This window comes from Flavobacterium hibisci (assembly GCF_020026925.1).
GTDB classification, from domain to species: Bacteria; Bacteroidota; Bacteroidia; order Flavobacteriales; family Flavobacteriaceae; genus Flavobacterium; species Flavobacterium hibisci.
Genome location: NZ_JAIQDW010000010.1, coordinates 130320 through 152078, shown reverse-complemented (window position 1 = coordinate 152078; position 21759 = coordinate 130320). Strand labels below are relative to the sequence as shown.

Here is a 21759-nt window from a genome sequence, read left to right as displayed (position 1 = left end):
TAATTATAAAACCCATTCTACTGTAAATTTAGAATGGGTTTTTTCTTTATTCTGACAAAGATTCAATACGAATTATTTACTTTTACAGGCGCAAAGCCAGAATAGTCAAATTGACGCAGAAAATCTAAAAAATCGCATGAGCAACTTACTAGAAGTCCATAAAGTAGTAAAACGATATGGTGACTATGTCGCACTTAATGAAGTTTCATTAAATGTCCCAAAAGGCAGTATTTACGGATTGTTAGGTCCAAATGGTGCAGGAAAAACGTCCCTCATCCGAATTATCAATCAAATTACCCTGCCCGATAGCGGTGAAGTTATTCTGGATGGAGAAAAACTACAGCCAAAACATGTGCAGACAATAGGGTATCTTCCGGAAGAAAGAGGTTTGTACAGTTCGATGAAAGTAGGCGAACAATGTTTGTATCTCGCACAAATGAAAGGGCTTTCTAAAACTGAAGCGAAGCAACAGCTTGATTTTTGGTTTGACCGCTTGGGAATTCAGGGTTGGTGGAACAAGAAAATTCAGGAACTCTCTAAAGGAATGGCGCAAAAAATTCAGTTTGTGGTTTGTGTTTTGCATAAACCAAAATTGTTGATTTTTGATGAGCCTTTTTCGGGTTTTGATCCAGTAAACGCCAATGTTATTAAAGACGAGATTCTGGCATTGAAAGAACAGGGTTCTACGATTATTTTTTCGACACACCGAATGGAAAGTGTTGAGGAGCTTTGTGATCATATTGCCTTAATTCATAAATCGAATAAATTAATAGAGGGAAGGGTTAGCGATGTAAAACGTGAATTTCGAACGAATAGTTTTGAAGTTGGAATACTGACCAATAATGTGGAAGGTTTGATGTATGATATTACTCAGAAGTTTACCGTTTCACAGGCTAATTTTAAATCTTTAAATGACGATTTGAAATTAAATATTCAGATTGGAAATGCAGCGCCCAACGAATTGTTGAATGTATTGACACAACGAGGACAGGTAACACATTTCGTTGAGAAAATCCCGGCTATAAACGATATTTTTATTCAAACTGTAACTGAAAATAAAAATTAAACTCCAATAATTAAATTCCAAATTCCAATTCTAAATGTATTCATTTAAAATCTGTGATTTAAAATTTGAAAATAAAAAATATAGATGAGTATAATTTCATTAATTATAAAAAGAGAATTTATTGCCAAAGTCCGTAATAAGTCTTTTGTTGTTATGACTTTTTTGAGTCCGGTATTATTTGTAGCAATTGCCGGATTTATTGGTTATCTGAGCTCTATGAAAGCTGAAACCAAAAGAATTGCGATTCATGATGAAACCGGACTTTTTGCTGCTGATTTTTTAAAAGAAAATAAAAAAGGAGCAGAATTTAGATACCTCAATTTATCTGAAATTGATGTAAAAGCTTTAAAAGACAGTATTACAAAAGAAAATTTCAGTGGATTAATTGTTATTCCTAAAACAAAAAATAACAAAGATTTAGAAACTAAAATTGAGTTCATTTCGAATAATAGTCCGAGTATTTCTTTTATTGAAAGTACTCAGGATATCATCGGAAATAAAATCACGAAATTAAATCTTGAAGAAGCTAAACTGGATACTTTGGCCATTCAGAAAGCGCAGTCAAATGTCAATATTCATTTGATTAAAGCTTCCGGAGAAGAAAGTTTGAAAGGCCTGAATGAAATTAAAATCGGAATTGGAGGTGCTTTTGGATATCTGATTATGATGTTTATTATCATATATGGAAATATGGTAATGCGAAGCGTAATTGAAGAAAAGACAAACCGAATTATAGAAATTATTATTTCATCTGTAAAGCCATTTCAATTGATGATCGGTAAAATTGTAGGGACTTCGCTTGCGGGCTTGTTACAATTTATAATATGGGCTATAATTGGCTTAGGATTGATGTTTGTCGCATCGGCATTTTTTGGAGTCAATGTTGGACCAACTGCAAGAGTTTCTCCTGAATTAATGCAAGCAGCGCAACATGAACTTTCAGGTTCTATACAAATGTATATCGCTGAATTATGGAATTTACCTATTGCCAGCATTTTAACCGGCTTTATAATTTATTTTATTGGGGGCTATTTTCTATATAGTTCATTTTATGCAGCGATTGGGGCAGCCGTTGATAATCAGACTGATTCGCAGCAATTTTTGTTGCCCATCATAATGCCATTAATCCTAAGCGTTTACATTGGTTTTTTTACAGTTGTAAATGACCCGCACGGAAGTGTTGCTGTAATTTTTTCAATGATTCCGCTTACGTCGCCAATTGTAATGTTAATGAGGCTTCCTTTTGGGGTACCCTGGTGGCAAATCGCAATTTCGGTATCATTATTGTTTGCTACATTTTTTCTTGTTGTGTGGTTTGCTGCCAAAATTTACCGCATAGGTATTTTAATGTACGGCAAAAAACCAACATGGAAAGAATTGTATAAATGGCTTAAGTATTAAAATTCCAAATTAATTGGTTTTTGGAATTTTTTAAAATTGAAAATTACGAAGTATGAGTAAGATACTAATTATAGAAGACGAAGCAGCAATCAGAAGAGTTTTGGTAAAAATTTTATCAGAAGAAAATGATTCGTATCAGGTGGATGAAGCTGAAGATGGTGTTGCCGGACTTGAAAAAATAAAAAACAACGACTACGATTTGGTTTTGTGTGATATCAAAATGCCAAAAATGGATGGTGTTGAGGTTTTGGAAGAAGTAAAAAAGGTAAAACCAGAAATTCCGATGGTCATGATTTCCGGGCATGGCGATATGGAAACTGCGATTCAAACGATGCGTTTAGGAGCTTTTGATTATATTTCAAAACCGCCGGATTTGAACCGCTTACTTAACACCGTTCGTAATGCTTTAGATAAAAAACAATTAGTAGTTGAAAATAAAATTCTGAAGAAAAAAGTCAGCAAAAACTACGAAATGATTGGGGACAGTGATTCTATTAATCATATTAAAGTAATGATTGATAAAGTGGCTCCAACAGAAGCAAGAGTTTTAATTACTGGGCCAAACGGAACAGGTAAAGAATTAGTAGCGCATCAGTTACACGAAAAAAGCGAGCGCTCTGCTTTTCCTTTAATTGAAGTAAACTGTGCTGCTATTCCGAGTGAATTGATCGAAAGTGAGTTGTTTGGACACGTAAAAGGAGCATTTACATCGGCAGTAAAAGATCGTGCGGGAAAGTTTGAAGCAGCTGATAAAGGAACCATTTTTCTGGATGAAATTGGAGATATGAGTCTTTCTGCACAAGCTAAAGTTTTGCGTGCATTACAAGAAAGTATGATTACAAGGGTTGGTGCTGATAAAGACATCAAAGTGGATGTTCGTGTCGTTGCCGCAACCAATAAAGATTTGAAAACAGAAATTGCAGAAGGTCGTTTCCGTGAAGATTTATACCATCGTCTGGCAGTAATTTTAATTAAAGTTCCGCCATTGAATGAAAGACGTGATGATATTCCGGCTTTGATTTCGCATTTTGCAGAAAAAATTGCTTCGGAACAAGGAAACGCAGTGAAAGTATTTTCGGCCTCAGCTATAAAATTATTGCAGGAATACGACTGGACAGGTAATATTCGTGAACTTCGAAATGTGGTTGAAAGACTGATTATTCTGGGAGGAAGCGAAATTTCTGAAACTGACGTGAAAATGTTTGCGAGCAAATAGTGATTTAATTTTTCAATCTGAAATCTAAAATCATAAATCTAAAATTTAGAAATGAAACTAAAAAAAATAAACGAGAAATTACAAGATGCCTTAATTGAGAATGGTTTAACAGAAGCAAACATATTGCAAATGGAAACTTTTTCGACAATTAAAAGCGGTGCAGACTGTATGATAATTTCTCCTGCGGGAACTGGTAAATCGACAACCATTGTATTGAATGTAATTCAGCAGTTAGCAGGTAAAAATGAAGAGTCTCCGCGGGCTTTAATCGTTGTTGAAGACAAAGAAAAAGTTCTGGCAATGGAAGCACTTTTTGAGAAATATGGTAAATATACCAACCTTGAAGTTTATGGAGTTCATGACAAAGGTGATATGGATTATGATAAAAACTACATTTCGACCGGAATTGATGTTTTAATAGGGACCCCAACAAAGTTGAATGATATGTTTAGTACCGCCGGTTACAATGTTAATCGTCTTAAAATGTTTATTCTAGATGATGCTGATCCGATTTTGAAACTACGTCATGAGCCAAAAATAATGCGGATTTCGAACAGTATCGCTAAAACACAGCGTCTTATTTTTGCAGAGACACTTACGGAACGCATTGAAATTTTAGCTGATAAAATGCTATTGGAACCTTATTTCTTTGATATGGATGAAGAGGGTGAAGTAGAGTTAGACGAAGAAGAGGATCAAATAGAAGAGTAGTAGAGCTTTTACGATATCCATGGAAATGATAAAAACACTTAAATTTTTAATGATTGTACTTTTAGCGTTCTTCGTTGTAATTTATTTGATTATTGTTTCTTATGTGTATTTCAATCAAATAGGAATGATTTTTCAAAATACTGCTCTTCCTAAAGAATATCAATTTGAATATCAGAGTAAATTTGAAGAGTTAAACATTAAGTCATTTGATGGTGTAAATCTTCATGGACTTTTATTTAAAGCAGAACATTCCAAAGGTTTGGTTTTTTATCTTCACGGAAACGCCGGGACACTTGAAACCTGGGGCAGTATTTCTAAAATTTATACTTCATTAGGATATGATATTTTTATTTTGGATTATCGAAGTTTTGGGAAGAGCGAAGGCAAAATAGAAAATGAAGATCAATTAAATAAGGATGTTGCAGCGGTTTATAAAGTAATGAAGCAAAGATATTCAGAAGATAAAATTATCATTACAGGTTATTCTATCGGTTCAGGTCTGGCTACAATTTTGGCTTCAGAAAACAAGCCAAAAGACTTAATTCTGCAATCTCCTTACTTTAGTTTTACAGAATTATCAAGCAGCAGAGTTCCATTTTTTCCTGACTTTATGAAAAAATTTCATTTAGAAACTTTTAGATATTTGCCAAAAGTAAAAGCGCCTGTTTATATTTTTCACGGAACTGACGATCAATTAATTCCTTTTGATAATTCTGTCCGGCTAAAGAACCTTTTAAAATCGAAAGCCAATTTTTATCCTTTGAAGAATCAGGGCCATGTGGGGGTAAATGAGAATGATGATTTTCAAAATCAGCTAAAAATAATTTTATAATAAAGAAAAAAAATAATAATAAAATACAATGTCATGGGATTAATGAAAGCATTTTCAGGAAGCGAAGTATTAGCACTTGCTTTGCAGGAAAGATTAGAAGCAGCTGGTGTAGAGACTGTAAAAAAAGATAATATCCAATCAGCAAGATTAGCTGGTTTTGGGCAAACCGATTTGGCTGTTGAAATTTTTATTCAGGAAACCGATTTTGCAAAGGCAAATCCAGTTATTGAAGAATTTAGAATGAGTATCTAAAATTTTTTTTTTTAAGTCTTAGTAATTTATTCAACTTTAAAACTAGGACTAAGGACTAACAACTAAAAAACAATGCAATATAAAATGTTAGTGCTCGACATGGATGATACCTTGTTGACAGATGATCATAAAATTTCAGATTTAAATAAAAAAGTACTTCTGGAAGCTCAGGCAAAAGGTGTTTATGTGGTTTTGGCTTCTGGCCGTCCAACATCTGCTATGACGGCTTTTGCTAAAGAATTAGAACTAGATTTAAACGACTCATATATTATTTCGTTTAACGGAGCTGTAATCAGTACGGTAAAAGATGATGTTATCTTATTTGAACAATGTCTGACGCCGGAACAAATTCATGATTTATACGATTACAGTGTAAAAATGAAAACGCATATTATCACGTATCTGGATGGTGAAATTATAAGTGAAACGGATTCTGAATATATCCAAATAGAAAAAGAAATTACCGGATTGCCGCATAATAAAGTTTCTAATTTTAAAGCAGCCGTTACAAAACCTGCGGTAAAATGCATCTTGCTGGAAGAACCTTCTTATTTAAAAGAAGTTGAGCAAGACTTAAAAGCGGCAATGCCACATTTGAGTGTTACTATGTCAAAACCATTTTTTCTGGAAGCAGCACAATACGGAATTGATAAAGCAGCAAGTATCAAAATATTGGCAGAGAAATTGAATATTCATCAAAGCGAAATTATTGCTGTTGGAAATGCAGGAAATGATCTCACTATGATAGAATATGCCGGTTTGGGGGTTTGGGTTGATAATGTAACACCTGAATTGCGAGACAGGGCAAATGTAATTGTAGCGTCAAATAATGATGATGGTGTTGCTGAGGTGGTAGAGCGCTATATATTGGTATGAAAATACAGCAATCTTAAGCAAAAAAAATCCGAAATTTAGTTTTAAATTTCGGATTTGTATTTTATAAATTCTTCGGAATTATTTTTTAGCTACAGAAACAAAATATTTATTTCCGTCACCCATAGTTAATTTTACGCGTTCATCACAAAGGTCGATTGCAAAACTGTCGCTTTCATAACAGCTGCAGGTGGTGTTTTTGTCTTTAGACATTTCAGTTTTACAGTTGTTATTTTTAAATGTTGCCAATTGTGGTGTATATAAACTTACCAAATCAGTAGAGGCGGTAACAAGCGAAATGATACTAGCAGAATTGGTATTTGTAATTCTGTAAACGATTCTGTCAGTATAATTAACTTCATTAACAACTACTTTTCTGATATAGGTATAAGCAGTAGATCCTTCTCCTGGCTCTTTAACTTCAAATTTAAATCCTACAGCACGTATGGCTATGTCAAATTTTTGTTGAGAGTTAAAACTGGCCCATGTTGTAAGTGTGCTGATTGTTGGAAACGGATTTGAACTTGCAGCAGGAGCGTTTGTTTGTGCCTGTACATTAAAAAAAGTTAAGAACATTAAGCAGATTGTGGGCAAAAATGCTTTCATATGGTTTTATAAGTTTAAAAATTTGCCTACTCTAAAATGGTTTTCGGCTTTCCCATTGTCTTTTTGAAAATTTTAAAACGTCGTAAATCGAATAATCTTATGTTCAGATTTAATTTTTTTTAATCAAATTTCGCTTTGTGAATTTAGGTTTAATATTTATCTCAGCAAAGGAAAAAGTAAGAAAAAATTAAATTCACAACTAATTTTATGTATTTAATCGGATTTATTTGCTTTTTGTCGATTTTTTCTTTCAAATTTGATTTTCCAACTTTAAACTTTTCTTCCAAAAAAATAACATCAATTTGAAGTCTTTAAAAAAAATACCTATCTCTTATTTATACAAAATGAATCTCTGTTTCGTTCAATCTGTTGATTTATAATATATTATTGATTTTATTATGAAGAAATTTGTGTGTAAATTTGCAAACTCTTCGATTGAAGATGTAAATATAATAATCTTACTACTTAAAACGTAGTGTATTCCTATGGAAAATAGAAAAAAAGTTGCTTTTTATACGCTTGGGTGCAAACTGAATTTTTCAGAGACATCTACAATTGCCAGAAATTTTAATGATGAAGGTTTTGACAGGGTAGATTTTGAAGAAGTTGCGGACATATATGTTATTAATACGTGCTCTGTAACAGAAAATGCTGATAAACAATTTAAGCAGGTCGTAAAAAAAGCAATGAAACTTAATGATAAGGCTTTTGTTGCCGCTGTAGGTTGCTATGCACAATTGAAACCTGAAGAATTAGCAGCTGTAGATGGTGTTGATTTGGTTTTGGGAGCTACTGAAAAATTTAAAATTACCGATTATATTCATGATTTAAGTAAAAACGACATGGGTGAGGTTCATTCATGCGAGATTGCTGAAGCCGATTTTTACGTTGGAAGTTATTCCATTGGCGATCGTACCCGTGCCTTTTTGAAGGTTCAGGATGGTTGTGATTATAAATGTACTTATTGTACGATTCCATTAGCACGAGGAATTTCAAGAAGTGACGCTTTAGAAAATGTATTACAGAATGCAAAAGAAATTTCGGCTCAGGATATTAAAGAAATTGTCCTGACAGGAGTGAATATTGGCGATTACGGAAAAGGGGAATTTGGAAATAAAAAACACGAGCATACTTTCTTAGATTTAGTACAGGCTTTGGATAAAGTGGAAGGAATTGAGCGTTTGCGAATTTCATCAATCGAGCCTAATTTACTTAAAAACGAAACAATTGAGTTCGTATCTAAAAGCCGTACTTTTGTACCTCACTTTCATATTCCCCTGCAATCTGGCAGTAATGATATTTTGAAATTAATGAAACGGCGTTATCTGCGTGAAGTGTATACAGACCGTGTAAACAAAATCCGTGAAGTAATGCCAGATGCGTGTATTGGTGTTGATGTAATTGTTGGTTTTCCGGGAGAAACAGATGAGCATTTCTTAGAAACATATCATTTTCTTAATGAAATGGATATATCCTATTTACACGTATTTACTTATTCTGAAAGAGATAATACTGAAGCAGCTGATATGCCGGGTGTTGTTCCTGCTAATGTAAGGGCAAAACGAAGTAAAATGCTCCGTGGATTGTCGGTTAAAAAACGCCGCGCTTTTTACGAAAGCCAATTAGGATCTAAAAGAACTGTTTTATTCGAAAGCGAAAACAAAGAAGGCTATATTCATGGCTTTACCGAAAATTATGTAAAAGTAAAAACACCGTGGAATCCTGAATTGGTTAATACTTTACAGGAAATTAATCTCACTAAAATTGATGAAGACGGAAGTGTTCGTCTGGAGTTTTTAAACAAACTGGCAGAAGTTTAATTCACAGAATATTGTCATTTCGACGTAAGGAGAAATCATACTAGAAGCTCCATGAAGTTTGGCTTCAATCTTTGTAGAGTCCCGCGTGCGATTTCTCCTTACGTCGAAATGGACATATAAAAACAAAAAAGTCCTTGATAAAGGACTTTTTTGTTTTTATAAAAAATTATTTCTCATTCTCTTCCGAAACCAATTTCAAAGAATTGATATAATCTGAATCAAATTCAATCACTCTTATTTTTTCTGGATTAAAACTGAGTTCACCTCCAAAAGAGCCTCTGATATCCAGGAAATCAATGGTCAGTATTTCTTCATTGACTTCAATAAGCTTACCTAAATAAACCGATTTAGGTGATTTTTTTACAATCTGAAAAATACCATATTTGTTGCTGATGTAGTGTAAGATGCTACTCAAATCTTTAATCGGGATAATATCTTCGGCATTTGTTTTTAAGCCTTTCAGGCGAATTACTTTTTCATTGAAAACCAGTTCTTCGTCTCTTTCGATTGCCTCAATGTTTTTGTTTTTTAAAATCACAAAGCCATCAAGTATAAAGTCGATTGGATTGTTTTTAAGCAAAATCCAGTCGTCTGAATAATCAATCAAGAAACCGGTAAAGATTTCTTTTTTATCTGTAAATGCAATTGAAACCAATTGTCTTAAATATTGTTCCATTTTATTTCTTTTTTAAATTCCGTGGGTCAAGTATCAAATTTCAATTTAAGATAAGTAAAAGAATTGGAATTTGGAATTTCAGTATTGGAATTTATATTTTAAATTAAGGATTAGTAGACCAGATACTGCTGTTTTTTATGAACACCCTACGGTTTAATTTCAGTTGAGCGATTATTAATTCGGCAATATCCTCAGACTGCATTACTTTTTCAGGATTTCCATCAGTAAGATTTAAATCTTTTGCCATATCAGTTGCAACCGTACTTGGTGTTAAGGCAGTGACCCGAATGTTGTGTTTTCTGAGTTCCTGCATCAAAGAATCGGTTAAGCCCAGAACGGCAAATTTTGATGCACTGTAAGCACTTGTCAATGCATTTCCGTTTAATCCCGCTGTTGATGAAATATTAATGATATCGCCTGTTTGTCTTTCAATCATATTAGGCAAAACAGCGCGTGTGGTATAATACGTTCCCATTAGGTTCACCTGAATAATTTTTTCCCATTCGGATGGTTCTAATTCCATAAATTTTCCAAAAGAAGCGATACCCGCATTATTGATTAAAATATCAATAGTTTTAAATTCAGCCAGGGCTTTTTCTACTGCTGTGTTGACAGAGTTTATGTCTGCAACATCTGCTGTTAGTGCTAATGACTTAACTCCAAAATTCTCAATTGTTACGGCTAATTGTTCAACATCCAATTGGGTTCTGGAAATTAGGATTACGTTTACGCCTTCTTTTGCAAGGGCAATTGCAATCGCTTTTCCAATTCCTTTACCAGCTCCTGTAATCAGGGCATTTTTATTTTTTAAGTTTGTCATGAGTTTTATTTTTAGAAATGCAGAAAGCATCTGTTCAGTACTACAAAAATACAGTTTTTGCGTAGCGAAAAGATGCTTTTTCTGTTTTCTTAATCTAAGTTTAACAGCTTTTGTTATTCTTTTAAAACCATGTCAATACACATTACGGCTGCCAGAATTAATTGTCTAAGTGGTGAATCAGCAGCTACTGTTTCTTCAATTTGCAATGCATAATTATCGGCACTGGTAAAAAATTCTTTGCCTAATCCTGCCCATTTTTTACTTACCTGAGCCAGCTGTTTGTTTTCGTGTGAGAATTTAAAGTCCCAGCCTGTCCATTTTCCCTGAAGGGTTGCAACAGGTTTTTCATTTTTGTCTAATATTTCGAATTTACCTCCAATAGAAAAGAATTTCTGTTTAAAAGTTCCAACTAATCTGTCTTTCTCATCAAATATTTCAACAGTAGAACGAAAAAATGCAATACCACGTTTTACTGAAATCAATTTTTCACCAGAAGCGGTAGTAATTTCAACATTAAAAGGTGTCATTCTTTTGTAATCCGTGAAACGTAATATTTTAGTAAAAATGCCTAAACTGTTTTCTCTGCAATGCATGATGATCTGATTATTCGCAGGATCATAAATGTCATAATTGTTTGAGGCTTTGAACATTCCGATATGTTCTTTTACAAGAAATAAATTTTGATTTAAGATTGGGTTCATGAAATTTTGTTTGAAATATAGTTTATATGTTTATTTAATTATTCTAATAAAAATTTAGCCTGAACTGAACTTGAAATCTTTATTTTTTCAAATTCAATATTACTCTCATAATTTAGACTCCTATTCCCATATATTTTTGAAGAGTAACCTCTTACTACGACTTCATTTAATTGTCCTGTAAATTGATTTGGCATATTTTCAAAGTTACTTATTTCAATGGCATTTCCAACTTTTTGATTTAAAGGTTTTGAAAAACTTTCAGCAGTCTGTTTTGCATTTAATATCGCCTTCCCGTTTATTAGGAGCTTAATCTTCTCTTCGTCTGTATTTTCTACCTTTTCAATTCGAACGTTTGAAATCCCGATTTCTTCCAGGCTTATAAAAACCTTTGCAGTTATATTAGCATCAGTAACTAAAACAGAATATGATTTTGATTTGAAAATATCAGTTTGTTTCAGAATGTAATTCTTAAAATTACTGGACATATAATTAAGACTAACATTTTTTTCTGTATTGATGCCAATTGATTCCAATTTCTGAATCATTTCTTTTTCTATTTCTTCGACAGATTTTTTGCCTTTAAAATCTTTTTCCATTAAAAGCACATTTATCCATATTTTATCTGGAATGACTAATGTGTCTGCTTTGCCGGAAACTTCAATAAAATGTTTATCTATTGGAGTTTTAGTTTGAGAAAATGAATTGATTGAAACAAGTATAAAAAGTGTTAAAAGCTTTTTCATAAGGTGAAATTTAAATGATTAATATTTTATTATAATTGATTTGTCTTATTGTTAATTCTTTTTGCTAATAATGACAATAACCCCATTGATTGCCTGATTTCCATAAATTAAAGTGGCATCATTACCTTTTAGAACTTTTATTTCTTCAATATCACTCGGGTTTATTTTAGAAAATTGGCTGGAGTTTATGATTTCTCCATCTAAAATATACAAAGGCTCTTTCAAAAGAGATCGGGAAGGAACGCAGATTCTAATTTGATTAGGAGAAACTGTTGGCTTAACACAATTTGAAGAAACTTTTATATCAGAAATAGTGTCTTTAGATTTAATGAAAGTTTTTGGTACAATTTTCATTTTTGCAAAATTATTTTCATGTTTTCTGGTGACAGTTTTTCCCTGCGCTTTTAATACAAAAGATAGAAGCATAGATAGGGCTAATGAAATAAGTTTTACGTTTTTCATGCAAGTAAATTTTAAATTTTTAAAATGTTTGTTCGCTATTTATTCAGAGCAGGTTTTCCAGTTTTAGTTGTGATGATAACAACTCCTTTTCTTCCTTTTTCACCATATTTTGAAGTAGCTTCCAGATCCTGAAGGATGGTAATGGATTTGATTTCCTGTTTGTTTAAAGGAGAGTAAGGGCTTGTGGGATTTTTTCCGAATAAATCATTTTCCGAATAATAAATCCCGTCAATAATGTACAAGGGTTCATCGAGAACAACCAGTGATTCCATGTTTTCCGGACTTAAATTAGGAAGTTCGTCCTGCATCATTTTATCTCTTTTTGAATCATCACTGTGTGCCATAGCGTTGCCGTTAAGTACAATCAATGGTGCTGCTTTTTTAGCTTTCTCCTCTTGTTTGTCAGCGAAGGCAGTTTTTGCAGATTCTCTTTGTATTGTTTTTGAATAATCTAAACTTTGATCAGCTTTGTCAGTTTCTGTAAAATCTTCTTCTTTTGAGTGTTCTGTTTCTGAAACTATGGGAGATGGCATAAAAACTGTATTGGGCGTAGTTACAATAACTTCGTTCAAACCATTTGTTTCCTTGTTTACGATATCCTGCTGTTTCTTAATCTGATTTTCTAAAATACGTTTGCCTTCTTCTCCTGAAATTATTTTAGGATCGTTTTCGATAACAGCATTGTCTTTTATTTGGTTTTGAATGGTCTCTTTTTTAGTTTTATTTACAACTGCTTTTGGTGTTTGAATTTCAGTGTTTTTATCTGTCTTAAAAAATTGAAAGCCAAGAGAAAGTAATAGCATAAAAGAAGCTGCAACTGCAATTTTCTTCCATAAGGCAATGGTTTTTTTGTCTTCTTTTTTGTCCAGTTTATCTTCTACACGCGACCAGATTTTTTCCATTCCCGGAAAATCTTTCTGTTCCGAGTTGTGTGCGGCTTCTTTGAATTTATCGAATATTTTATCGTGATTGTCCATGACTATTTTGCTTTTTGATAATACAATTTATTTACTAATTCCTTTAGCTTGGTTTTTGCCGCATTGAGCTGAGATTTTGAAGTACCTTCAGAAATATTCAGCATTGCGGCTATTTCCTTATGTCCGAAACCTTCAATGACAAAAAGGTTAAAAACCGTTTTACAGCCTTCCGGAATATGGTTTAATAAATTGAGTAAATCTTCTTCTTCTAATAGGTTGATCTCATCTGTAAAAGGTTGCGAAATGACTTTTACATCATCAAGATACATATTGAAATTGGTATTCTTTTTAATAGTGGCCAAACAGTGATTAACGGTAATTTTTCTGGCCCAGGCCTCAAAAGCTTTTTCTTCTTTGAGCTGGTCTAATTTTGTAAAGACAGTGTAGAAAGCATCAGCAAGTGCTTCTTCAATTTCTTCTTCTTTCTTTAGGTATCGTTTGCAAACGCGATATAATTTTGGAGCCATATGCTCATAAACCTGACGCTGGGCCTCACGGTTCATTTTTTTGCAGTTAGTAATTAGCGTTTCGTTTATCACAATTTTGGTCTTTAATTATAAAGAGAGCGAAAAAGGGAAAAAGGTTGGGACGAGGTGAAAAAAAATAAATGGTTATTTGTAGAGATGAACAGCCGTGTGTCTAAAATGCAATTGTTGTGCGAGTTTTTTGTGAATCTTTGTGTTATAATTTTACCGCAAAGATTCGCAAAGAAATTAGTAAAGGTGCGCAAAATAAATTTTGAAAGTTTTGTGTGTCTCTGAAGTCTTTCGTGAATCTTTGTGGAAAAGCTCTTTCACAAAAAAATACAAATTTCTACTTAACCGGCAAACTCAATTTAAAAATCTTCGTTTCTAATAAATCAGTATCATTATCCTCACAAAGCAAAAACTCGATTTTATTCTTTTCTTTTTTGTAGAGTGTCAAGCCTTCAAATTTATGGGTTGAAGTTATTTTTTGAGTAAAATCTATTTTCATGGTTTTAAGGTCTATTCTTCCTATAAAACTTCCCAGGACTTCGCCGTCATCATAAGTTGATTTGGTATTCTCGGCTGTTGATAGAAAATAAATTTTGTCTTCGACCAGGATGGCATCGGTAAAACTGGAACGGACACCTTTTATTTTTGGCAATTTGTAATTGACAGAAATCAGGGCAAATTCTTCACCAAGATTTTTGGCGTGAATCGTAAAAATGGTGTTTTTGTTGGAAAGGCCGTTGCCACGATTGAATAAATACCAGTTTTCGCCATCAAAAATAGCACCTTCAAGATTGAAATCTTCCGGTTTTATATCGCCGAAATTTTGCATGAGCGCGTATAAATCAACGAGATTGTTTTTTTGTAAAACGGTTTTTGATTTTAAATCAAATTCAATCATTTTGTTGCGGTTTTCAGTTGATCCTGAACCAAAAATATAAAGTGTATCGTTATGATGTGTTAACGATTCAAAATCCGGTTTTATGTTTTTTGGGATATTTTGCGATGGATTGTCAATTAGGGCATGCTGACTTAACTGTTTATTATGCATGTTGTATTCGTACAGAAATCCGCTGTTGTCGCCAATAACGTAAAGCGAATCATTATTGAGAAATAATCCTGATGCTGAGCCGATTCCGATGATTTGAAATAATATTTCTAATGTGAATTTTTCCATGAAATGCTGTTTTGATAACCATTTTGAGGTTATTTTTTATTTATTAATTCTAATGTTTTCTGATTAATAATTTGTTTTATTTTTTGAAGTTCATTAGTAGAAACACACCCTCCAACACTAATATATACTAAATTATTATCGTCAGTAATATTTTTGTTTTGCTTTTCTGCTTCATATGAGCTATCTAATCCACTGATTAGATATACTGGAATTCCTTCATTGTAGAGCAGAGTAGTAATTTCAATAGCTCTTTTTAATATAGCATTCTGAATATTTTTGATGTCTTTTGCGTATTTAAAACCAATAGTGCATTCTAATAGACTACAAAATGATATTGCTTTTAAGGGGATTTCATTTTCTGTTTCAGGAATTTGTTCTAAGTTGTCGAAACACTTGCCGTAAATTTTATGGTGAATTTTTTGGTCAGGATCATCATTTTGACTGAAGACCTGAATTCCTAATAAAAGTAAAAGTATTAGAAATTTTTTTTTCATCATGCAGATATAAAATTATTAAAATGAAATAGTTCTTTTAAAAACCAATGCCTAGCCCTGATTACTTCACTTAATTCTATTTAATCGGAGTTCAGTGAACTTCGTTTGCAATGAAAATACTTTGAAAAGAAAATGCATTTTTTCCTGACAGGACGAAGCGACCAGCGGAAGCTTTGTTATGGCTTTGGAAAAAGCAGTTTATTGATAAGTATTGTAATGGATAGCAGGAATATGCTTCGTAAAAATAGTATATTTATGATATAAAAAAATTAAAAATGAAAGCAATAGATCCAAAAGATTTTAAAGTTACAGATAAAATAAAATTGTCCAAAATTCCGACTCTGCTTGATGTTGAAGCGAGTGATGATGAAAAAGAAGAGAAACTGGATAAAGTACAGGCAAAACTCAGCGATCTGCAGGATGTGATGTATTCGCACAACAGATATGGTGTTTTGATCTGCCTGCAGGGAATGGATACGTCAGGAAAAGACAGTTTGATTCGGGAAGTTTTTAAGGAATTTAATCCGCGTGGAGTGGTGGTGCATAGTTTTAAAACCCCTAATTCTAGTGAATTAGAACATGACTATCTATGGAGACATTATATTGCTTTGCCGGAAAAAGGGAAGTTTGCCATTTTTAACCGTACACATTATGAGAACGTTTTGGTAACGCGTGTGCATCCGGAATATGTTCTCGCTGAGAACTTGCCAGGGATTAATTCGGTAGAGGACATTACGCCTAAATTCTGGAAAAAAAGAATTAAGCAAATCAATAATTTTGAAAAGCACATTACGGAAAACGGAACTATTGTTATGAAGTTTTTTTTGCATTTAAGCAAAGAGGAGCAGAGAGAGCGGTTATTGCGCCGTTTGGAAGAGGAAAAACATCATTGGAAATTTTCGCCGGGAGATTTAAAAGAAAGGGAACACTGGAAGGAATACCAAAAATATTATCAAGAGACGATTAATAAAACTTCAACTGATTATGCGCCATGGTACATAATTCCTGCAGATGACAAGGATATGGCGCGCTATATTGTAGCTAAAATTATCTTGGAAGAAATGCAAAAATATACCGATATTAAAGAACCGGAGCTTGATGATAAAGTTAAAGCTAATATAGAAATGTATAAAAAACAATTAGGAGAAAAATAATCAATATTATTACATTTCATTATGAGTAAAAAACTAAACCCGACAGATTGAGAAAGTCTGCCGGGTTTTACCAAAAAAAATAAAAATAAATTGAATTTAGTTTTTACAATTCAAAACCATAAGCTACACGAAGCCCAATTTGATTGGTTTTAAATTTGTTGTAATCTTCATATCTTAAACTAATATCAATATGTTTTCCAGCGTATCCAATACTTGGAGCCCACAAAATAGAAGTCTCATTATATCCGTTTGTTACAGCAAAGCCTGCACCTATTTCTCCCATAGCGTAGAACTGATCTTCCCAGAAGAAAGCTTTGAAACCAGCTTTTGCAGGAATAAATCCTAAATCTGGAGCATCATTACCAACAAATAAATTTGTAAAACCAGTTGTTAATGTTAATGAAGTTCTTTTAGATAAATCGTATTGAAGTCTCACATCACCTCCAAGAGCCCAGTCGTAGTCATCACCATCTGTTGGAATTCCAGCGCTGACACCAAATCCTAATTTAAATTTTTGATCGTAGTTTTCAATTTCTGTTGATTGTGCAGATGCTGTTTTTACAGATAACATTGCAAGGGCTGCAACAAATAAAATTCGGATGTTTTGTAAATTTTTCATGCATGTATTTTTTTAATTACTATGATGTAAAATTACTTTTGAGGTAGTGCTGAGTAGTTATATAATTTTGAAAAATCGTTATATAATGTGAATATGTTAAAATTTTGATATAGCTTTCTCTTCTGTTAACCCTTTATTTTATTGGGATTTAAAGTTTTTACATCAAAAATATTTCATAAGGTGTATTTTTAATTTTTGATTAAAATGTTAAAATTATGTAAGTATTTTTTTGCTTCTGAAGTGAAATTGATTAAAACTGAATATTTGAAGAGAATCAAAAGCATCTGTTTATCTTTGCAGGCTAAAAATAATGTAAAGTGAATTTAAAGCAATACACAAAAGAGTTCTCATACAATTTAAGGCTTGCATATCCAGTCATTTTAGGAATGGTAGGGCATAACTTAATTGGTATGGTCGATAATATAATGGTAGGCAAATTAGGAAGCACTGAGCTTGCAGCAGTTTCTTTAGGGAACAGTATGATTTTTATAGCAATGTCTTTAGGCATTGGATTTTCGACAGCTATAACACCAATCGTGGCTGAAGGAGATGCCGAGAAAAATGATAACAAAATTCGTTCTGCATTCCATCATGGCCTGTTTTTGTGTACCATTTTAGGATTAATGCTTTTTGGGTTAATTGTTTTGGCAAAACCAATAATGGAAATGCTGCATCAGCCTCAGGAAGTAATTATACTTGCCAAACCGTATCTGGACTGGGTTGCTTTCTCACTCATTCCGTTAATCATGTATCAGGGTTACAAACAGTTTGCGGACGGACTATCCTTAACTAAATATTCGATGTACGCCATGATTATGGCAAATGTACTCCACGTAGGTATGAATTATGTTTTGATTTACGGAATCTGGATTTTTCCGAAGATGGGGATTATAGGAGCAGCTATAGGAACTGTAATTTCAAGAATATTTTTAGTGATGTTCATGCACATTATGCTCTCCAGAAGAAATGATCTTAAACATTTCTTTAAAGATTTTAGTTTTGAGGAAATTAAGAAAGAAACAATAAAAAAAATAATTAGTATTGGTTTTCCTTCGGCAATGCAGATGCTTTTTGAAGTAGTATTGTTTACCGCTTCGATCTGGCTGTGCGGAAATATTGGAAGAACCAGTCAGGCGGCTAATCAAATCGCGCTGAGTCTGGCTTCTATGACTTTCATGTTTGCAATGGGTTTAAGTGTTACTTCCATGATTCGGGTGAGTAATCAGAGAGGATTGCAGGATTATAAAAAGTTAGTAATTGTGGCACGCTCAATTTTTTTACTGGCAATTATTATAGAAAGTGTTTTTGCCGTTTTGTTTGTGGCTTTCCATCAATTCCTGCCACATATTTTTCTGAATATGGAAAACACGATACAGCTTACAGATAATACAGAAGTTATTGCAATTGCTTCTAAACTATTATTAATTGCAGCCGTTTTTCAGATTTCCGATGGGATTCAGGTAGTTGTGTTGGGCGCATTGCGCGGATTGCAGGATGTAAAAATCCCTATGTACATTACATTTGTGGCGTATTGGATCATTGGTTTTCCTGTTTCATATTATTTAGCAGAATATACTCCTATGAAAGCAGCAGGAGTATGGGTTGGACTTTTGGCAGGACTAACTTCAGCTGCATTTTTTCTCTACATTCGCTTTAATTACTTAACCAAAAAATTAATCAAAAATTAAGTTTCAAATAACTACATTTGGAGCTTTAAAAAATAAATTATTATGGAATTACCAAAATTTTTACTTGGAGATAATACTGATTTTCCCGACGATATTTTTATCATACACCTTGATTACCCAAGATTTATCATCAATCTTAAAGATGATGAGGTAGAATTTCTGGAAGAAGCAGAAGATCTTGATGAAGCCGAATTAAATGCAGAAATGGAAAGCTTAATTGAAAAAGCAAATGATTTTTACGACCGTGAAATAAATCGTTACGAAGAGTAGAAATGCACTGCAGTAGAGACGCACTGCTGTGCGTCTCTACCTAAATATATCATTCAAAATTGTTAAATGAAAAAACTACGTTTTTTAAAACCGGTTTTAAATTTTATTTTAACCGGATTGCTAATTACTACCTTAAGCAGGATATTTTTATTTTTTATTTTTAAAGACAGGGTAGTAGAAACACCCAATTTCTGGTATATTTTTCCAATCGGCTTACGAATGGATTTAATTTTACTTTGTTATTTGTCTTTTCTGCCTGCGGTTTTAATTACCTTTTTGCCTAACAAATGGCTCAAGTTTACCAATTCATTTTTGGTAATTTATAGTTTTATATTCCTGTTTCTGATTCTTTTTGTAGAATTGGCTTCACCGGATTTCGTAAAACAATATGATACACGTCCGAATAAGATTTTCCTTGATTATCTGATTTATCCAAAAGAAGTTGTGGGGATGCTTTTAAAAAGTTATCTGACTTCTATTGTTGTTACTTTCCTGATTTTATGTACGGTTATTTATTTGGCATTCAAAAAAGGAAAACAATTTTTCCATACAATCGCCACAGATTATAAGTTCAAATTAATGGTTTTTCCTTTGGTGGCATTTTTATTGTTTTTCGGGGCTCGTTCAAGTCTGACTTCAAAACGTCCTATTAATGCCAGTAATGCAGTTTTTTCGACTGATCAGCTTACGAATACGTTGGGCTTAAATTCTTTTTACACCGTTGCCTTTGCTGCTTATTCGATTAAAAACGAAGGAAATACCAAGATGTACGGTAAAATGGATGAAGCAGAAGCGATTGCCCGTGTAAAGAAATATATGATTGCGGGACCAAATGATTTTACTGATGCAGAGATTCCTTTTCTACATGTACAGCAGCCTGATTCTGTTTTGAAGAAACCATACAATCTGGTTATATTTCTTCAGGAAAGTTTAGGTGCGGAATATGTTGGAATCCTGGGCGGAAAACCATTAACGCCTGAATTTGATAAATTATCGAAAGAGGGTTTGCTGTTCACGAATTTGTATTGCACAGGAACAAGAAGTGTTCGCGGAATAGAAGCGGTTGTGACCGGTTTTTTGCCTTCACCATCAGAAAGTGTAGTAAAATTAGGGAATTCTCAACAAGGTTTTTTTACTTTGGCGGATGCCTTAAAGCATAAAGGTTACGATACGAGCTTTATCTATGGCGGAATGGCGAATTTTGATAATATGGCCTCATTTTTTAACGGAAATGGTTTTGAGGATATTGTAGATCAGACAGATTTTGAGTCAGATGGAAATAAATATGTTTTCAAAGGAACCTGGGGTTATTCTGATGAAGATTTAGTGACCAAGGCAAATAATTATTTTAAGTCAAAAGGAAATAAACCTTTTTTTTCATTAATGTTTTCAACTTCAAATCACGAGCCATTTGAATATCCGGCAGGAAGAATCAAACCGTATGATAAAAAGCCTGCAACAGTTAATAATGCCATGAAATATGCTGATTTTTCTATCGGGAAATTCTTCGAAATGGCTAAGAAAGAACCGTATTTTAAAAACACGATTTTTATTGTAATTGCCGATCACAATACGAGAACCTACGGGAAAAATTTAGTGCCGATTAATAAATTTCATATTCCGGCATTTATTATGGGACCGGGAGTTCCAAAAGGAGCTGTTTATAACAGACTGGCAAGTCAGATCGATATTCCGCCAACATTATTGGGATATTTAGGAATTCCGTTTGAAACGCCGATGGTTGGGCGCAATTTGAATAAATTAGATCCAAAAGTGCAAGGAAGATCGATTATGCAGTTTAATGATATCAATGCATTTAGGGTTGAAAATCAGGTGGTGATTATGCAGCCAAATTTGAAACCCCTGCAATTCGAAATTAAAAATGATACAACATTAGTTCCTGTAAAATTAAACGAAGAATTAGCAAAAGATGCCTTAGCACATGTTATCACTGCGGGGAATTTATATAAACAAAATAAGTACAAGCTTAGGGATACAAAAAAATAGGTTTGAATTTATTTATAAAAAAGCTGTTAGGTGTAATTTCATACTTAACAGCTTTTTTTTGTATTAAAATTCAAACGAAAAGGGTAACAAAAAATAATTTAATTGATATATACTAAATTAAAAGGCGTAACCCGAAAAGCCAACGATAGAGTAGGGGCAATTAAATTATTTATTATGAAAACTTTACAACAAAAAAGAAAAGTTGAGGTATTAAAAGTGCTGTTAGTTTTTCTCTCTGCCGCTTTTTTTATGAGCTGTAACAACGAATCTGTTGAAGATCAAAACCCTGAATTGTCAAACACAGAGCAGCAAAACCAGCCAAACACTAAAAGATATTTGCCTCACTATGAAGGAACTATTGTACGGGCTTGGGGGGCACATAATATTGATTGCAGCCAGCCAGAAGGGTTTTGTAATTTTGTTCGTTACGATTGGATAACTTATGGCTTTGCGAAACCAGACCCTGAAGGAACACCAGTACGTGTTACAAATGAAAAAGGAAATTTTGTGATGGAAATTCAAAAAAGTGCTTTGACTGAAGAACATAAAAAAGTGCTATTACGAAATGGAAGAGTTTATCTAATACCTGAAGGACAAACTATACAACCGGAATTAGTTAAATCCCTAAAATTCAATTCAGACATTTTAGTTCCTGGTAAATATGCTATTCAGGAAAGTGAAGAAGCTTATACCATTTCGATTAATGTGAAATAAATGAATT

24 protein-coding genes are annotated in these 21759 nt (G+C 33.1%); 13 read left to right on the top strand and 11 right to left on the bottom strand.

What is annotated here, in order from left to right; all coding sequences use genetic code 11:
• The first annotated feature begins 136 nt into the window (after positions 1 to 136).
• The 7 genes from K8B81_RS12160 (at position 137) to K8B81_RS12130 (ending at position 6354) form a co-directional block, all read left to right on the top strand.
• The gene (locus tag K8B81_RS12160) at positions 137 to 1066 is read left to right on the top strand and encodes an ABC transporter ATP-binding protein (protein ID WP_223681813.1); all 930 of its coding nucleotides are present in this window, start codon (positions 137 to 139) and stop codon (positions 1064 to 1066) included.
• 84 nt (positions 1067 to 1150) lie between these two features.
• Positions 1151 to 2467, top strand: a complete 1317-nt coding sequence (locus K8B81_RS12155) for an ABC transporter permease (protein WP_223681812.1) — start codon at positions 1151 to 1153, stop codon at positions 2465 to 2467.
• Between the two features lie 52 nt (positions 2468 to 2519).
• The gene (locus tag K8B81_RS12150; protein WP_223681811.1) at positions 2520 to 3683 is read left to right on the top strand and encodes a sigma-54-dependent transcriptional regulator; all 1164 of its coding nucleotides are present in this window, start codon (positions 2520 to 2522) and stop codon (positions 3681 to 3683) included.
• 51 nt (positions 3684 to 3734) lie between these two features.
• A complete protein-coding gene (locus K8B81_RS12145; protein ID WP_223681810.1) occupies positions 3735 to 4394 on the top strand; it encodes a DEAD/DEAH box helicase in 660 nt (219 codons plus the stop codon).
• 49 nt (positions 4395 to 4443) lie between these two features.
• A complete protein-coding gene (locus K8B81_RS12140; RefSeq protein WP_223681808.1) occupies positions 4444 to 5226 on the top strand; it encodes an alpha/beta hydrolase in 783 nt (260 codons plus the stop codon).
• A gap of 33 nt (positions 5227 to 5259) precedes the next feature.
• Positions 5260 to 5478, top strand: a complete 219-nt coding sequence (locus K8B81_RS12135; protein WP_223681806.1) for a putative signal transducing protein — start codon at positions 5260 to 5262, stop codon at positions 5476 to 5478.
• Between the two features lie 72 nt (positions 5479 to 5550).
• Positions 5551 to 6354, top strand: coding sequence for a Cof-type HAD-IIB family hydrolase (locus K8B81_RS12130; protein ID WP_223681804.1), 804 nt, complete (start codon positions 5551 to 5553; stop codon positions 6352 to 6354).
• 78 nt (positions 6355 to 6432) lie between these two features.
• Here the strand turns inward: K8B81_RS12130 and K8B81_RS12125 are convergent, their stop codons facing one another.
• Positions 6433 to 6957 carry a hypothetical protein gene (locus tag K8B81_RS12125; RefSeq protein ID WP_223681802.1) on the bottom strand — a complete coding sequence of 175 codons (525 nt, stop codon included), beginning with the start codon at positions 6955 to 6957 and terminating at the stop codon, positions 6433 to 6435.
• 485 nt (positions 6958 to 7442) lie between these two features.
• On the opposite strand from K8B81_RS12125, the gene mtaB reads away from it, so the two are divergent.
• Positions 7443 to 8777, top strand: coding sequence for a tRNA (N(6)-L-threonylcarbamoyladenosine(37)-C(2))-methylthiotransferase MtaB (mtaB, locus tag K8B81_RS12120; RefSeq protein ID WP_223681801.1), 1335 nt, complete (start codon positions 7443 to 7445; stop codon positions 8775 to 8777).
• Between the two features lie 166 nt (positions 8778 to 8943).
• Here the strand turns inward: mtaB and K8B81_RS12115 are convergent, their stop codons facing one another.
• The 9 genes from K8B81_RS12115 to K8B81_RS12075 all read right to left on the bottom strand — a co-directional run bounded on the left by K8B81_RS12115 (position 8944) and on the right by K8B81_RS12075 (position 15303).
• Positions 8944 to 9453, bottom strand: a complete 510-nt coding sequence (locus K8B81_RS12115; protein ID WP_223681799.1) for a hypothetical protein — start codon at positions 9451 to 9453, stop codon at positions 8944 to 8946.
• A gap of 103 nt (positions 9454 to 9556) precedes the next feature.
• The gene (locus tag K8B81_RS12110) at positions 9557 to 10273 is read right to left on the bottom strand and encodes a 3-ketoacyl-ACP reductase (RefSeq protein ID WP_223681798.1); all 717 of its coding nucleotides are present in this window, start codon (positions 10271 to 10273) and stop codon (positions 9557 to 9559) included.
• Positions 10274 to 10386: 113 nt separating this feature from the next.
• Positions 10387 to 10974: an LURP-one-related/scramblase family protein gene (locus K8B81_RS12105; RefSeq protein ID WP_223681797.1), complete on the bottom strand. Its 588-nt coding sequence runs from the start codon at positions 10972 to 10974 to the stop codon at positions 10387 to 10389.
• 38 nt (positions 10975 to 11012) lie between these two features.
• Positions 11013 to 11717, bottom strand: coding sequence for an SIMPL domain-containing protein (locus K8B81_RS12100; protein ID WP_223681796.1), 705 nt, complete (start codon positions 11715 to 11717; stop codon positions 11013 to 11015).
• Between the two features lie 51 nt (positions 11718 to 11768).
• Positions 11769 to 12179: a TonB-dependent receptor gene (locus K8B81_RS12095; protein WP_223681795.1), complete on the bottom strand. Its 411-nt coding sequence runs from the start codon at positions 12177 to 12179 to the stop codon at positions 11769 to 11771.
• 35 nt (positions 12180 to 12214) lie between these two features.
• Positions 12215 to 13156 carry a hypothetical protein gene (locus K8B81_RS12090; protein WP_223681794.1) on the bottom strand — a complete coding sequence of 314 codons (942 nt, stop codon included), beginning with the start codon at positions 13154 to 13156 and terminating at the stop codon, positions 12215 to 12217.
• A gap of 2 nt (positions 13157 to 13158) precedes the next feature.
• Positions 13159 to 13659, bottom strand: coding sequence for an RNA polymerase sigma factor (locus K8B81_RS12085; protein ID WP_394370721.1), 501 nt, complete (start codon positions 13657 to 13659; stop codon positions 13159 to 13161).
• A 310-nt stretch (positions 13660 to 13969) separates the two neighbouring features.
• Positions 13970 to 14806, bottom strand: coding sequence for a DUF6929 family protein (locus K8B81_RS12080; protein WP_223681793.1), 837 nt, complete (start codon positions 14804 to 14806; stop codon positions 13970 to 13972).
• Positions 14807 to 14835: 29 nt separating this feature from the next.
• On the bottom strand, positions 14836 to 15303 hold the full coding sequence (locus K8B81_RS12075; RefSeq protein WP_223681792.1) for a hypothetical protein: 468 nt from the start codon (positions 15301 to 15303) through the stop codon (positions 14836 to 14838).
• Between the two features lie 272 nt (positions 15304 to 15575).
• Between K8B81_RS12075 and K8B81_RS12070 the strand changes: the two genes are divergently transcribed.
• A complete protein-coding gene (locus tag K8B81_RS12070; RefSeq protein ID WP_223681791.1) occupies positions 15576 to 16454 on the top strand; it encodes a PPK2 family polyphosphate kinase in 879 nt (292 codons plus the stop codon).
• Positions 16455 to 16557: 103 nt separating this feature from the next.
• On the opposite strand, the gene K8B81_RS12065 is transcribed toward K8B81_RS12070, so the two are convergent.
• Positions 16558 to 17073 carry a putative porin gene (locus K8B81_RS12065; RefSeq protein ID WP_223681790.1) on the bottom strand — a complete coding sequence of 172 codons (516 nt, stop codon included), beginning with the start codon at positions 17071 to 17073 and terminating at the stop codon, positions 16558 to 16560.
• Between the two features lie 317 nt (positions 17074 to 17390).
• Between K8B81_RS12065 and K8B81_RS12060 the strand changes: the two genes are divergently transcribed.
• From K8B81_RS12060 to K8B81_RS12045, 4 genes are all read left to right on the top strand, one after another.
• On the top strand, positions 17391 to 18761 hold the full coding sequence (locus K8B81_RS12060; RefSeq protein WP_223681789.1) for an MATE family efflux transporter: 1371 nt from the start codon (positions 17391 to 17393) through the stop codon (positions 18759 to 18761).
• 42 nt (positions 18762 to 18803) lie between these two features.
• Entirely contained in the window at positions 18804 to 19031 is a 228-nt protein-coding gene (locus K8B81_RS12055; RefSeq protein ID WP_026727980.1) for a hypothetical protein, read from the top strand.
• Positions 19032 to 19097: 66 nt separating this feature from the next.
• A complete protein-coding gene (locus K8B81_RS12050) occupies positions 19098 to 21038 on the top strand; it encodes an LTA synthase family protein (protein ID WP_223681788.1) in 1941 nt (646 codons plus the stop codon).
• A 174-nt stretch (positions 21039 to 21212) separates the two neighbouring features.
• On the top strand, positions 21213 to 21752 hold the full coding sequence (locus K8B81_RS12045) for a hypothetical protein (RefSeq protein WP_223681787.1): 540 nt from the start codon (positions 21213 to 21215) through the stop codon (positions 21750 to 21752).
• The last annotated feature ends 7 nt before the right edge of the window (positions 21753 to 21759 follow it).

Coding starts and splice junctions, on each gene's coding strand:
- K8B81_RS12095 (WP_223681795.1), bottom strand. CDS start 12,179: ATGAAAAACGTAAAACTTATTTCATTAGCCCTATCTATGCTTCTATCT.
- K8B81_RS12100 (WP_223681796.1), bottom strand. CDS start 11,717: ATGAAAAAGCTTTTAACACTTTTTATACTTGTTTCAATCAATTCATTT.
- K8B81_RS12085 (WP_394370721.1), bottom strand. CDS start 13,659: ATGAACCGTGAGGCCCAGCGTCAGGTTTATGAGCATATGGCTCCAAAA.
- K8B81_RS12090 (WP_223681794.1), bottom strand. CDS start 13,156: ATGGACAATCACGATAAAATATTCGATAAATTCAAAGAAGCCGCACAC.
- K8B81_RS12150 (WP_223681811.1), top strand. CDS start 2,520: ATGAGTAAGATACTAATTATAGAAGACGAAGCAGCAATCAGAAGAGTT.
- K8B81_RS12155 (WP_223681812.1), top strand. CDS start 1,151: ATGAGTATAATTTCATTAATTATAAAAAGAGAATTTATTGCCAAAGTC.
- K8B81_RS12160 (WP_223681813.1), top strand. CDS start 137: ATGAGCAACTTACTAGAAGTCCATAAAGTAGTAAAACGATATGGTGAC.
- K8B81_RS12130 (WP_223681804.1), top strand. CDS start 5,551: ATGCAATATAAAATGTTAGTGCTCGACATGGATGATACCTTGTTGACA.
- K8B81_RS12125 (WP_223681802.1), bottom strand. CDS start 6,957: ATGAAAGCATTTTTGCCCACAATCTGCTTAATGTTCTTAACTTTTTTT.
- K8B81_RS12115 (WP_223681799.1), bottom strand. CDS start 9,453: ATGGAACAATATTTAAGACAATTGGTTTCAATTGCATTTACAGATAAA.
- K8B81_RS12065 (WP_223681790.1), bottom strand. CDS start 17,073: ATGAAAAATTTACAAAACATCCGAATTTTATTTGTTGCAGCCCTTGCA.
- K8B81_RS12105 (WP_223681797.1), bottom strand. CDS start 10,974: ATGAACCCAATCTTAAATCAAAATTTATTTCTTGTAAAAGAACATATC.
- K8B81_RS12045 (WP_223681787.1), top strand. CDS start 21,213: ATGAAAACTTTACAACAAAAAAGAAAAGTTGAGGTATTAAAAGTGCTG.
- K8B81_RS12075 (WP_223681792.1), bottom strand. CDS start 15,303: ATGATGAAAAAAAAATTTCTAATACTTTTACTTTTATTAGGAATTCAG.
- K8B81_RS12080 (WP_223681793.1), bottom strand. CDS start 14,806: ATGGAAAAATTCACATTAGAAATATTATTTCAAATCATCGGAATCGGC.
- K8B81_RS12070 (WP_223681791.1), top strand. CDS start 15,576: ATGAAAGCAATAGATCCAAAAGATTTTAAAGTTACAGATAAAATAAAA.
- K8B81_RS12135 (WP_223681806.1), top strand. CDS start 5,260: ATGGGATTAATGAAAGCATTTTCAGGAAGCGAAGTATTAGCACTTGCT.
- mtaB (WP_223681801.1), top strand. CDS start 7,443: ATGGAAAATAGAAAAAAAGTTGCTTTTTATACGCTTGGGTGCAAACTG.
- K8B81_RS12145 (WP_223681810.1), top strand. CDS start 3,735: ATGAAACTAAAAAAAATAAACGAGAAATTACAAGATGCCTTAATTGAG.
- K8B81_RS12110 (WP_223681798.1), bottom strand. CDS start 10,273: ATGACAAACTTAAAAAATAAAAATGCCCTGATTACAGGAGCTGGTAAA.
- K8B81_RS12140 (WP_223681808.1), top strand. CDS start 4,444: ATGATTGTACTTTTAGCGTTCTTCGTTGTAATTTATTTGATTATTGTT.
- K8B81_RS12050 (WP_223681788.1), top strand. CDS start 19,098: ATGAAAAAACTACGTTTTTTAAAACCGGTTTTAAATTTTATTTTAACC.
- K8B81_RS12055 (WP_026727980.1), top strand. CDS start 18,804: ATGGAATTACCAAAATTTTTACTTGGAGATAATACTGATTTTCCCGAC.